Origin of the sequence: Rufibacter sp. DG15C (assembly GCF_001577755.1) — a bacterium.
Lineage (GTDB): Bacteria > Bacteroidota > Bacteroidia > Cytophagales > Hymenobacteraceae > Nibribacter.
On record NZ_CP010776.1, the window covers coordinates 3,030,191 to 3,043,110 of the forward strand.

11 protein-coding genes are annotated in these 12,920 nt (G+C 49.4%); 4 read left to right on the top strand and 7 right to left on the bottom strand.

From position 1 onward, the window contains the following. Nucleotides 1-435: 435 nt before the first annotated feature. The 3 genes from TH61_RS12920 to TH61_RS12930 all read left to right on the top strand — a co-directional run bounded on the left by TH61_RS12920 (nucleotide 436) and on the right by TH61_RS12930 (nucleotide 5,533). Complete coding sequence (locus TH61_RS12920; RefSeq protein ID WP_066510058.1) at nucleotides 436-2,928, top strand: outer membrane beta-barrel family protein; 2,493 nt, start codon at nucleotides 436-438, stop codon at nucleotides 2,926-2,928. 314 nt (nucleotides 2,929-3,242) lie between these two features. Then, the gene (locus TH61_RS12925; RefSeq protein WP_082780374.1) at nucleotides 3,243-4,793 is read left to right on the top strand and encodes a sensor histidine kinase; all 1,551 of its coding nucleotides are present in this window, start codon (nucleotides 3,243-3,245) and stop codon (nucleotides 4,791-4,793) included. Between the two features lie 56 nt (nucleotides 4,794-4,849). Next, entirely contained in the window at nucleotides 4,850-5,533 is a 684-nt protein-coding gene (locus TH61_RS12930; protein WP_066510059.1) for a LytTR family DNA-binding domain-containing protein, read from the top strand. 129 nt (nucleotides 5,534-5,662) lie between these two features. On the opposite strand, the gene TH61_RS18025 is transcribed toward TH61_RS12930, so the two are convergent. The 5 genes from TH61_RS18025 to TH61_RS12955 all read right to left on the bottom strand — a co-directional run bounded on the left by TH61_RS18025 (nucleotide 5,663) and on the right by TH61_RS12955 (nucleotide 9,973). After that, nucleotides 5,663-6,640 carry a DUF2382 domain-containing protein gene (locus tag TH61_RS18025; RefSeq protein ID WP_231862219.1) on the bottom strand — a complete coding sequence of 326 codons (978 nt, stop codon included), beginning with the start codon at nucleotides 6,638-6,640 and terminating at the stop codon, nucleotides 5,663-5,665. A 77-nt stretch (nucleotides 6,641-6,717) separates the two neighbouring features. Further along, nucleotides 6,718-7,350, bottom strand: coding sequence for an OmpA family protein (locus tag TH61_RS12940; RefSeq protein WP_066510061.1), 633 nt, complete (start codon nucleotides 7,348-7,350; stop codon nucleotides 6,718-6,720). Between the two features lie 113 nt (nucleotides 7,351-7,463). After that, entirely contained in the window at nucleotides 7,464-8,348 is an 885-nt protein-coding gene (locus TH61_RS12945; RefSeq protein WP_071887844.1) for a YsnF/AvaK domain-containing protein, read from the bottom strand. Nucleotides 8,349-8,410: 62 nt separating this feature from the next. Then, complete coding sequence (locus tag TH61_RS12950; protein ID WP_066512851.1) at nucleotides 8,411-8,881, bottom strand: YsnF/AvaK domain-containing protein; 471 nt, start codon at nucleotides 8,879-8,881, stop codon at nucleotides 8,411-8,413. A 351-nt stretch (nucleotides 8,882-9,232) separates the two neighbouring features. Then, complete coding sequence (locus TH61_RS12955) at nucleotides 9,233-9,973, bottom strand: PRC-barrel domain-containing protein (RefSeq protein ID WP_066510067.1); 741 nt, start codon at nucleotides 9,971-9,973, stop codon at nucleotides 9,233-9,235. A 218-nt stretch (nucleotides 9,974-10,191) separates the two neighbouring features. On the opposite strand from TH61_RS12955, the gene TH61_RS12960 reads away from it, so the two are divergent. Beyond that, nucleotides 10,192-10,383 (top strand): hypothetical protein, encoded by a 192-nt coding sequence (locus tag TH61_RS12960; protein ID WP_066510070.1) that lies wholly within the window; start codon nucleotides 10,192-10,194, stop codon nucleotides 10,381-10,383. Between the two features lie 36 nt (nucleotides 10,384-10,419). Here TH61_RS12960 and TH61_RS12965 read toward each other — a convergent pair whose 3' ends face one another. Both TH61_RS12965 and TH61_RS12970 read right to left on the bottom strand, forming a co-directional pair. Continuing rightward, nucleotides 10,420-10,929: a 2'-5' RNA ligase family protein gene (locus TH61_RS12965; RefSeq protein WP_066510072.1), complete on the bottom strand. Its 510-nt coding sequence runs from the start codon at nucleotides 10,927-10,929 to the stop codon at nucleotides 10,420-10,422. A gap of 106 nt (nucleotides 10,930-11,035) precedes the next feature. Next, complete coding sequence (locus TH61_RS12970; RefSeq protein ID WP_066510074.1) at nucleotides 11,036-12,916, bottom strand: gamma-glutamyltransferase family protein; 1,881 nt, start codon at nucleotides 12,914-12,916, stop codon at nucleotides 11,036-11,038. Nucleotides 12,917-12,920 lie beyond the last annotated feature (4 nt).

Consider the following 12,920-nt stretch of genomic DNA (forward strand, 5'->3'; position numbering starts at 1 on the left):
AGGTTGACCATGGATAGAACGCTAGCTTTAGACACTCTATTACCCAAGGATGTAATCGTGGCCCTGTTCTCTAGTTTCCAGTCAGAATGTCCAGTGAACCTAGTTACCTGCCAGATTCCATTTATGGCCTGTTTTCCGGAAATCAGACAGAAACTAGGGCTTTAACGGAAAATATACCTTAACGGCTATATACGCAGGAAGCTTTAAAAGATGCATGAATCTGTAACGGCCTTCTGAAAATACCGGATTTGCCCATTGGTCACATTTTCTCTGGGATTCGTCACATTTAGTTTAGGATGCCTTCAAAGCTGGCTAACCTTGAATCACTTACCGCACACACCCTCCGGCAATCAAACCTACGCCCCATCAAGGGTAAGGCCTGACCACCCAATAAGTGATGTGCAATGTTCAGTTAGCCACCTCAAAAAGTATTCTATGAAAAAGTTAGTACTCTTAGCCGTTTCGGGCTTATTGGCAACCCAGCAGGTGTCAGCCCAAGCCCCGCCCTCCAAACCTGCCGCTACGGTTGTTTCTCCTTTAGCTGGTAGCACCGCTCCCAAAGGTAACAGTAAGATTGCTGGCGTGGTCCTTGATGAGGCCGGCAAGGAGCCCGTGGAGTTTGCCACTATATCTTTAGTGGACAAAGCCACCGGCAAAACAGTGGACGGCACCATCTCAGACGATAAGGGAAAATTCACCTTGACCCGCCTAGCCGCCGGACAGTACAAGCTGTTAGTGAGTTTTCTGGGCTATGAAACCAAGTCAGTGGAAGACATCTCTTTGGGCAACAAAGACGAAGTGAACGTGGGTGCCATTTCACTGAAATCTGATTCTAAAGTGTTGCAGGAAGTGTCGGTGACAGGAGAGAAGGATTTGGTAGAGGACAAAGTGGACCGCCTGGTGTACAACGCCGAAAAAGACATCACCAACGCCGGAACCTCGGCCAGCGAAGTGCTTAAGAAGGTGCCGGGTCTGACCGTGGACATGGACGGCAACGTGTCCCTGCGCGGGAGCTCCAACATACGCGTGCTCATCAACAACAAACCATCCGCCATGATGGCTACCAGCGTGGCAGACGCGCTGCGCCAGATTCCCGCAGATTTGATTAAGAGTGTGGAGGTGATTACCAGCCCATCCGCAAAGTATGACGCTGAGGGCACGGCAGGCATCATCAACATCATTACCAAGAAGAACAGCCTGCAAGGCATCAACGGCATAGTGAACGCCGGGTACGGCAACCGCATCAGCAACATGAACGGGACCCTCAATTACCGCAAAGGCAAGTTTGGCTTCAACGGGGCCGCTGGGCGCCAATGGCGCAACAACCCGACGGAGAGCACCCGCGAAACCCAATACAAAGGCATTGAAGGACTGGACCGCCTGACCCAGGTCATGGACGGAAAACGCGAAGGCTTGTTCCAGCTCTACCAGTTTGGGTTGGATTATGACTTGACGCCCAAGAGCAGCATATCAGGGGGTATCCGATTCCAAGGCGGAGAGTTTACCTACACCACCACCCAGGCCTCCACGCAGTACCTCACCAACGGTACTACCCTGGCCAATACCAGAATCAATAAAAGCGATTTTGACAACGCCAACTATGACATCAACCTGGACTTTACCCAACAATTGGCTAATCCTGGACAGGAATTGAGTATTCTGGGATTGCTGAGCCGAAGCGACCGCCAGAACTTCAACTTCGCGGACATCCAAAACCAGGACCGCCAGCTGGTGACGCGGGAGCAGTTCCTGAACGATGCCTACAATGATGAGAAGACGTTGCAGGCAGACTACACGCACCCGTTTAAGAATAAGCACCTGTTGGAAATGGGGGCCAAAGCCATTCTGCGCTACGTGGAAAGTGACTATCAGTTCCTGCTGGCCAGTCCGGCCGATGCGCCGTTTGCCGTAGTGCCCAACAGAACAGACATTTTCTCTTACAACCAGAACGTGGAGGCAGCCTATGCCACCTATGAATTCAGCCTGAACAAGAAGTACACCTTTAAATTGGGCTCACGCTATGAGATGACGCAGGTAGACGGGGACTTTGCCTCTACCAACACCTCTGTAAAACAGACCTACGGCAACTTCATCCCAAGTCTGGCCATCTCTAGTAAGCTGAGTGAAAGCCAAACGGTCAAGTTCAACTACACCAAGCGCATCCAGCGGCCGCAGTTGGGCTACCTGAACCCGTTTGAGAACCGCACCGACACGTTCAACATTCAAGTGGGCAATCCTAATCTGCAGGCCGAAATCACCAATGCGTATGAACTGGGCTACAGCACTTTCTTCAAAAATGGCATCTCGGTGAACGCCTCGCTCTACCTGCGCCAGACCGACAATTCCATTCAGGCCTTTGTGGTGCCTACGGCTGGAGGCGTAAACTATACCCGCTTCGGGAACATTGGCCGCAACGCCAGCTACGGGATGAGTTTGTTCGGCAACGCCCGGTTCTTGAAAAAGGGGAGCATAAGCGGCAACATGAACGTTTTCTACGTGGACTTGGAGAGCGTCTCTGCCGAGCTGAAGGCGGCCAATGCCAGCATGATGTACAGCCTGAACCTGAACACCTCTTACGCCTTTGAGAACGGATTCAGCGCGCAGATGACCGGCGAGTTTAATTCCAGAAGAGTGACCTTGCAGGGAAAAGCCTCTGCCAATGCGGCTTATTCCTTTGCCGTTAGAAAAGAGATTTTCAAGAAGAACGGGAGCATTGGCCTGAGCGTGGACAATCCTTTCAACGAGCGGCTCAAGCAGCGCAATAGCTTTACCACACCTACTGTGGACCAGAATGGCACTAATTATATCTACAACCGCCAGGTGCGCGTGCTTGCCAGCTATAAATTTGGCAAGGTGACGGGCAAGCCCCAGCCTAAGAAAAAGAAGAAAATCAGCAATGATGACGCTAAGAACAGCAGCGAAGAATAAGCTGCCCAACTAGATTTCACGCCCGTGATTATCCTGATTTTTCTCTGCCTTGGTTTCGTTTTTGGCCTGTTTTCCTAGAAACAGGTCAAAAATGACCAGGAAGTAGATTCACAGAAATATTGACTCTCAGCTGAGAAATAATTTCATGCGTTTGCTTTCATTTACCATGTTTTTCACCTTTCTCTTGATTAAGATTTCCGGGATATTCCCATCCGTCACATTTTTCCAAGGGTTCATCACATTTAGTTTCAGGCCAGGGAAAAGGCGCTTATTCTTGTATAAGCTTATCTCAGATTCATTAACACTAGACTAGCATGGCAGAAAATATTTACCTTTCCGTACTTTCCAATAATACATCCGTGAAAGAAATCCTCAACGATAAGGAGCAGTTCAAAAAATTAGAGTTCTGGCTGGTTACCATTTTATTTGTTTTGGCTGCCTTCTCCATGGCCAATAACTCGTCTAACTATTTACAGGAGTTATATAAGGAACACAGAACGCCTTTTGACTATTATGGCAACTACCTGTTTCCTAACCTGGCAGAGTGCGCCCTGATATATGTGACGTTTGTGTTCCTGAACTTTAAGGTTTTTCCAGATTTAGTAGGCGGCGAAAACAAGAAATTGCCCATCTTTTACCTGGTGCTGGTATTTGCCGTGTTAGGCCTCTTGTTTGGCGTTATTGAGACCCACTCTAAAAATTATCTGTTCCATACCTTTGCTACTGAAGACCAGGCCTTAGACAACTACTTCCAGAAAAGCTACCTGCAGGCGGCCTGGTTTGTCTTTGTCTTCGGGTTGTATTACGCTATCAAAATCTCGGTTTTTTACCTGCTCAATAACTCAGAGGCCATCCAGTCAAAGTACCGGATTGTGACCCGCGACGGCCTCATTGGCATTGTCATCTGGATGGTGACCATGTTCCTGCTCATCATTGGAGAGGCCGAGGGCGAGGCGATTATTGGCTGGGGCATCATTGGTCCTATAAGCGTGGCCTTGTTCTGCTTTGCGTTTTTCAAGCTTATACCAGATGCCTTATCCAGGAAGAGACCGTTTTTGAGCTATCTGCTATTCTCGGTCTTCTTTTCCTTTCTTTCCTTCTTTCCGGCTGCGCTCATAGCCGTCATTTTCAGTAATGGAGGCGACTTTGGGATAGCAGTGGGCGTGATATGCGGGTTTTTCCAGTTCTTTTTCACGTTCCCGGTGGCGTATTTTCTGTACGTGCGGCACACAAAAAGCCAAGAGGTGGTGCATGGCCTGAAAAAAGAATTGGGTAATTCTGCCGCCAACTTAGACTTCCTTCGGTCCCAGATTAATCCGCACTTCCTGTTCAATACCTTGAACACCTTGTACGGTACCGCCTTGCAGGAGAACAGCGACCGCACAGCGCAGGGCATCCAGATGTTGGGCGACATGATGCGCTTTATGCTCCATGAAAACCACCAGCAGAAAATCCTCTTGGCCCGGGAGGTAGAGTACCTGAACAACTATATTGCGCTGCAGTCCCTGCGTACCTCCACGTCGCCAGACATTCTCATTCAGACCAACATTGAGGATGTGTTAGCAGAGAAGTTCATCGCGCCTATGCTCTTGATACCTTTTGTGGAGAATGCGTTCAAGCACGGCATCAGTCTGCAGAACAAGTCCTGGATACGGGTGAGCTTGCACTGTGACCAGAAGAAGCTCTACTTTGATGTTTACAACAGCATTCATTCTAAAAGCGATTTGGACCCTGAAAAGGATAAGTCGGGCGTGGGGCTGGAGAATGTGAAACAGCGGCTGGCCTTGCTGTACCCTAAGCGCCACGACCTCATCATCAGGGAAACCGCCAAAGAGTTTTTTGTGCACCTAACCCTGGACTTGTAATCTGGCGGCGGTTCGCGTAGCTTTAAGGAAAGAGACAGAAAACACAGAGGAAGAGCATGAGAGCAATTGCAGTGGATGATGAACCAATGGCCTTAGAAGTAGTCAGGTCTTTGGCTTCTAAGGTGCCGTACCTGGAGCTGGTGGCCTGCTTCACTGACGCGTTCAAGGCGCTGGAGTTTCTACAGAAAGAATCCATTGACCTGGTGTTTCTGGACATCAAAATGCCGGACATTACGGGGCTTGAGTTTGTGACCAGCCTCCAGAAGAAGCCGCTCATCATTTTCACCACTGCCTACTCAGAGCACGCCGTCACCAGTTTTGAACTGGACGCGGTGGACTACCTCTTGAAGCCCTTCTCCTTGTCCAGATTCATCAAAGGTTGCAACAAGGCCTATGAGCTGTACAATTTCAGGAATGCGCCAGAAGCCGCCGACCATATCTACATCAAAACGGGCTACGAGCAAATCAAGGTGAGTTTTGACGAGATTCTGTATCTGGAGGCCACCGGCAATTACGTGACATTTGCTATGGAGAAAGGGGTGAAGCACCTCTCCAGAAGCACCTTCGCGGAGGCAATTAATCTGCTGCCCCAAGAGAAGTTTGCGCGGGTGCACCGTTCTTACCTAGTGGCCTTGGACAAGATTGACAAAGTAGAACGGCACCAGGTCACCATCCACAACAAGGAAATTCCGTTGAGTGAGGCCTACCGGCATGACTTGGCAGCGGTGCTAGGCAAGTGAGGTTGTCATACATTAAGTAGAACCGTTTTTGGCCTGTTTTCTGGAAAAGAGCCTAAAAACAGAAGCCACAAAAAAGTCCGGCAAGAATTTTCTTGCCGGACTTTTTACCTATAAACTAATCTGAATGAACTAGATTCTGGTTCGGTTATCGTTGTCCAAACCACCGTCTCTGTCACGGTCTGAGTCCAGTCTGGTGCGGTCAGAAGTGTCATCTAGTCTGTCCACATCCACTTCAGTGGAGCGCACGGTGTCTCTGATGGTCTCTTCGCGTTCCTCCACGTCTTTCTCCAGAGAAACTTCCTCTACCACGCGGGCTTCTTTATTAACCACCGGTACTTCGGCGCGTTCCGTCATGCTAATTTCGCCTTCTTTGAAGGAATTGATGTCAGCGTCAGTGGCTGGTCTATCTACGGGAGTGCGTTCAACTACCACGCGCTCTTCCCGCAGTCGCACGTGCTCCTCTACCGGCTGCTCCACAATTCTGCTGCTCACATGCACGCCACCGGTTTCCACTTCACGTTTCCCAACCTCTAGATTCTCCTCAATGATGGGAATAGACTTTTTGCCTTCAGTGCCGGTGGGACGGCGCTGCTTGAAGGCCTGGTCAGAGTACATGTCATTTTTGTAATAGTCATCATCACGGTCATTGTCACCGGTGACGGCGTCTGCGGCCTTATGGGCTGCACCTGAAACGGCGGCAGCGGCACCCGCAGCAGCGGCGCCAAGGCCTTCAAACACGTTCTTGACAGAGTCTTCTATCTCACGCCCGAAGTGACCTTTCTCATAGGTAGGCAACGCTCTGAACTGCTCTACGGTCACAGACGGAAGAATTACGTCATCATCAGATTCATGCAGTTGCGCCATGCCAATGGGTACCAAAACGTCACGTGGCTCCAAATCCAGCATGCTGCCTTCTAAATCCACCACCATGTAGCGTACTTTGCGGGCGTTTACGTCAAAGATAAGCTCCTCTACTTCGCCAATGGTTTGGCCCTGCTGGTTCTTTACGGTCCAGCCTTTGATGTTAGGCTGATCGTCTACAATCTCATAGTCACTGCCACCTAGTTCTTGTAGGTTGCTTTTTGGGTTAAAATAATCTCTTTCCATAGTTGTATATAGGTTGCGGTACTGGGTACAGTACGGTTTTTAAATAATTAAAAAATGAAGGTGATGAATCTTGCCGCTTAAGATTTGCGGACTACAATCTGCACTCTGCGGTTCTGCTGGCGTCCCTCTGCCGTGGCATTGGAGGCCACCGGATTGGATTCACCAACGGGGTGTAGCGTGACGTTGTCTTTGTTCACGTCGCCGTTGTCCACCAGCCAGGTCTGCACGGCTCTTGTCCGCTCCTCTGCTAGCTCTTTGTTATAGCTGGCGCTGCCTTGGGCATCTGTATACCCATACACGCGCACCTGGCCACCGGCAAAGCGTTTGTTGATAGAGGCCGCCACCTGTTTCAATTTATCTGCAGCGGCAGGTTGAATGGCAGCTTTGTCACTCCCGAAGAGGATGGTCTCATCCATGGTATACACGGCGTAGTTCTCATTGCCACGCACCTCAATGTCCTTGTCCGTGATTTCATCATAAGCGGCCACCGGGGCGTTCAGGTCAAGACTATTCCAGTCATCGTCATCATCTACCTCTGCGGCGGTAGAGGTTTGTGTGGTTGTCTCAGTGGTGGTAGTGGTGGTGTCTACCTCTTCCTCACGGTCACAGCCGCGTAGCAAGAAAAATAATAAAGCAAGTCCTATTAAAGCGAGTAGAAGCCACAGCCACCAGGGTCTGCCGCTCTTTGGTTGTACATCTAAATCAGCCATAGTTTTATTTTGTCTGGATTGGGTAAATCCTGCCAAACCAATGACAGGAAGGAATAATAAAGGCGGCTACCGTCTGGCAATAGCCGCCTTAACCTTTCTAATATTTAATGCAATTAGATGTTAGTGGAACGGTCATTGTCCAGGCCGCTGGTTCTAGTTGGGTCATTGTTCAAACGGTCACGGTCTGTGGTGGCGCTGTTAAGTTTGTCCACATTTACCTCAGTTGAACGCACGGTGTCTTTGATTACTTCCTCGTGCTCATTTACCTCTTTGCCCAGGGATACTTCTTCTACCACGCGGGCGTTTTTATTAACCACTGGTACTTCAGCGCGTTCGCGCATTTCAATATCACCTTCTTTAAAGGTGTTAAAGTCAGCGTCGGTGGCTGGTCTATTCACGGCATGGCGTTCTACGCGCACGTGCTCAGAGCGCAGACGAAGACTTTCTTCTACCGGACGCTCTACAATCCTGCTGCGCAGACGGGCGCCGCCGGTCTCTACTTCACGTTTACCTACCTCTAAATTTTCTTCAATGATGGGAATGGAGGTGTTGCTGGTTCTGGCATTGTCTGTCCAACCGCTGGATTTGAAGCCATACTCAGAGGCACGCTGGTCTAAGTCTACAGAACCGTACTGGTCCAAAACACGGGCGGCACGTTGGGCTTCCTCCTTATTTTGGGCATGCACAGTTACCATGCATTCACTTGTTCTGGCCACACTAGAATAAGCTCTGGCTGAAGTATCATCATCTGAGAACAGGGATTTGAAGAATCCTGAAATTCCATCATTGTCTGTGGCGTCATGGGCTAACGATTCACCACGAGTGTCCCCTAAATGCGAATTGGTAGCTCCAGTGGTGCCTGAGCTAGAACCAACAGCACCTTGTCTACCGGTAGATACGTCTATGCGGTCATTGCTAATGCCTAGGCCTTTTAACTCTTGCACTGCTCTTTGTGCTTCTCCTGAATTGTCGAATATTCCTATTACTGTCTGTGCCATAGTTTTATATTAGATTGATTGGTGAAAAAATAAACAAATAAAAAAGGGGCTGTGACCAGAGGTTACAGTGGGTTCTGCGCAGAATCAGTTCCGTCAGGGGAGATGCGTTCTATCCTAATTTCTTCTTTGCGGAGGTTCACTTGCTGCACGTCTTGGGTCTGCGTTATATTTTTTGTGATGTGCAATTCTTCTATTACCATCAGGCGTTTCTCTACCACCATTACCTCCTGCACTATGGGTATAATCATGGTGTCTCCTTCGTAGCGGATGGGTGGTGGTGGGGTGTCTACATATTTATTCACGGGTATGCGCTGAATGTCATGCTCCTCCTGCAGCAAGGGTATGTTGATGGGCACCTCCTGCTCACTCACCACTTTCGTGATTCTGACGGCACCTTTCTCAACCACTCTTTTCTCTACCTGCACGCGTTCTTCAATCACCGGAATAGTGATATTGGTGGCCTGAGCCCGAGAGGTATCTGAATTTAGATGGGATGGGTTGTTATGAAGTGGTTCCTTCTCTTGATTTTCCATGTCATTCATTTCATTTTCCCGTTTGTCAGCTTAACGAAGGAGAATTATTGAAGTTTGGAAATGTAATATAAAAATTGTATTTTATATAAATTAGTGGCAATGGTGTATTTAGGATAGGAAGAAGATTAGGTAATAAATAGTGTCTAAGATGGTGTTTAAAAGCATTTCTATGAATTGGAATGCTTCATTTGTAATGATTTAAATTGCGTTGGTAAATAATACTATATTTAGTTAGTAAGATGTATATTATTTATTGAATTAGATTAGACTATAAAGATAAAGCCTGTTCTTTGTCATAATTGACAAAGAACAGGCTTTAAGATAATGGCTACTTTTAATTAGGGGAAAATTTTAAGGGCGACCCCGCTGTAATAATGGATTAGTTAAATTTTCTGTTTTCATTTCGGTTCTTCTTACAGTTTCATGGATGGTCTCTTCTTGTACTTGCACCTCTTTGCCCACCTCAATTTCCTCCACCACATAAGGGACTTTTGTCACCGTAGCCACCTCCATTTTTTCTGTGAGGTCAATAGTGCCGTCTTTAAAACTGCCAAAGTCTGCGTCAGTAAAATGGTGTTCAAAAGGTATCTGTTGCGGAAAGTGTTGGTCGGTAAACTGGGTATCAGAATCATGTGGTGCAGTACCTACTATATCTGTGGTATTGGTAAGCGGCTGGTTCCTGTTTTGCTCAATTTGAATGGACGGTTCTCCCGCGAACACCCGCAACACTCTGGTTTCTACTTGCTGGATTAACTGACCTCGCTCATAAGGAGGCAGAGCCTGCAGTTGTGATAAGGATACTTTTGAAAGAATCACCATCCTGGTCTCTAGCTCAAGTTCGGTCATGCCCACCGGGACGAGCACCAGCCTAAGTGCCAGATTCACTTGGTTTCCCTCCAGGTCCAGCACCGCATAGCGCACCTTCTGCGCCTCTTGGTCATAGACCAATTCCTGCACTCTGCCTATAAACTGGTTCTGAAGGTCCACCACGTCCCAACCCCTGATGTCTGACTCGCCTTTAGCAATCTCATACTGACTATCACCTAGCTCCTGCAAGTGGTACTTGCCTGAAGAATATCCACTGTTTTCCATATCTCCTGTGGTTATGTGCCTCAATAGTGCTTGTTGGTTTACGGGCTGGAAGAGGAGTTGTTGAAAGCAGAGGGAGGAGGGGGGCTTCTTCAACTTCCATATGCTTTCGTTTTTTGCCTGTTTTCTGGAAATGAGGTAAAAAACGAAAGCATATGGGCCAAGTGATGAAATTATAGCGGGCAGCTAAGTGTTACTGTTCCAGAAAAGGTATATTATTGATGATGACCGAACAAGAATTTGACGCCCATTATGCAGACGCCCTAGAAAACATCCTGGTGGCCATGGCAGAGAACGGTGAGATTGATCCTGCAAAGTTCTACAACATGGCGTGCGTCATAGAGAACCTTCGGTTTTTCAGCCCGGTGTTGTTTGCCGCCATCAAACCCTCACAAGAGAATGAGTCCCTTTAAACCAAAGCGTGGCTCTTTCTAAAAGACATGATTTACCTATCTTCCTTGGAAGTCAAATCGCTCCAACAACTCCCATGGTCCGTTCATGTACCGCCACAGCGTAAGGCCCGTGGCAACTGTGACAAACGGCTGAAAATCGCTGCTTAAGGTTTGCAACAAAGCGTTCGCCGCCTCAGGGGTTACCTTGTTTTGTACCGTGATGTGCGGCCTCAGCTTTTGTTGGTCCTGGGCAGTTAAGGATGAGAACCAGCGCTGTTGCAACTGTGCATGCAAGTTAGTAAGCGTTTCGCTCTCTATCTTAAAAGCCACTCCTCTTCCCAATGGCATGAGCCCTGTCACTTGCAATGGAAAGCTGGCTTGCCGCTGGCATCCTTTCAGGATGGTTTCTCTAAGTTCCTGTTCAGGGAGGGTTAGGTGATGGAAGAGGGTGAGATGGGCGTCCAAGAAATTGCGTTCCTTGGGGAAGTGCTGTTTCCGTAACTGGTCAAAATACGCCTGCGCCTCTGGCATTATGGCCAAGGTTAGAATAAGGGGAGCCTGTTCCATAGAATTAATTTTTGCCCAAACACTTTAAACGAAAAGCCTCTCCCAACAGGAGAGGCTTTTTTATGCTAGGCTGAAAATAGGTAGCTGTGATTAGTTATAGGGGAGATTACCAACCTATGCCGTAGTCTTCGCCGTGGTTGCTGGACCCGCCCCAGAGACTGCCGTGCTTCCAGTCCAAATAGATGGCATTGATAGGGCCGCTGGTGCGGTCATCGAAGCTCATGATGTAGCCCATTTTTTTCAGTTGCGCGCGCACTTCCTCGGGGGTGGTGTCATTTAAGAGAATCTGCCCGGGTTTGGGTTTACGATCCTCTGTTTTGGTGCCGCCCAAGGAGAGCCACAGTTGATTGGTGTTGAAGTTGGCCGCCTCAGAGGCCTGTTGCACGGTCATGCCAAACTCGGCCATGTTCAAGAAGAACTGCAACAGGTTCTGTTCCTGGGTATCGCCGCCCTGCACCGCGAAAGAAAGGTAAGGTTTGCCGTCTTTCAGGGCCATGGATGGCGTCAAAGTCACCCTGGGGCGCTTTCCGGGCTCCACCACGTTAAAAGGATTCAAGGACGCATCCAGCACAAAGCTCTGCATGCGCTGGCTCATGCCAATGCCGGTATTACCCGCAATGGTGGCAGGCAACCAACCGCCGCTGGGCGTTATGGATACTACCCAACCTTTCTTGTCGGCGGCCTCAACGGTGGTGGTACCCAACCACAGGCGTTCCTGGTATTCGGCTAAGGAAGATTCATTACGCGTGTCGTGCTTGGGCGCGAAGTTGCGTTTGGTGGTGTCCATCTCATAGCCTCTGTTTTTGAGCAACTGCAGGTAGGGATTGGTTTTGCCTTCAAATGGGTAAGGGTCGCCGGGACCAATGTTCGGGTTGTTCTTGTCCATTTGGATGAGACTCGCGCGCTGCTTGGCGTAGGCATCGCTCAACAGACCTTTCATGGGCTCAGCAGGAGCAAACCTGGAATCACCATAGTAAAAATCACGGTCGGCAAAGGACAGGCTCATGGCCTGATACACCGTATGTATGTACTGGGCGCTGTTGAAGCCCATCTTCTTCAGGTCAAAGTTCTCCAGGATGTTCAAGGCCTGCAGCAGCATGGGGCCTTGGGTCCATTGCTGTAACTTGTACACATCAATGCCCTTATAATTAACGGTTAAGGGTTCTTCTTCCAGGGGTTTCCATTTGGCCAGATCTTGCAGGGTGATGAGGCCGCCTTGTTCTTTGGATCCGCGCACAAACTCCTGGGCAATGTCTCCAGTATAGAAGCGGTCATAGGCGGCCAGGATGGCGTCTTTTCGGCTCTTTCCCTTCTTAAGCGCGGCGCGTTCGGTCTCTACCAGTTTGGTGAGCGTCTGGAGCAGATCCTTCTGCACGAAGATCTCGCCGGCCTCGGGGGCTTCACGTTTCTCGCCGGCATGGGTTAAAAACACTTTTTTGCTGTACGGCCATTCCTTGATTTTGTCTTTGCCCCTCTCAATGCTGTTGGCGGTTTGCGCGTCAATGGGATAACCCGCCGCCAAGTCCATGGCGGGAGCCAGCACTTGCTCTAAACTAAGCGTGCCGTAGTTGGCCAGCATGTGCATGAGTCCGCCGGGCGTGCCGGGCGTGGTGGCCGCCAAAGGACCAAACTCCGGCGGAAAATTATAGCCTTTGCTTTTGAAGAATTCAGGGGTTGCACCCGTAGGCGCCACACCCATGGCATTGATGGCTATTACCTTTTTGGTCTTGGGGTTGTAGATGAGGGCCTGCGTTTCGCCACCCCAACTCAACACGTCCCACATGGTGCAGGTAGCGGCTAGCATGGCGCATGCGGCATCTACCGCGTTGCCGCCTTGATGGAACGTTATGGCGCCAGCAGTGGCGGCCAAGGGCTTACCCGTAATGGCCATCCAGTTCTTGCCGTGCAAAGGCGGTTTCTGGGTTTGTTGGGCGGCGGCAGACAGTGAAAGGGTTATGCCTACAGCCAATGCTATGAGTTTTTTCATAAAG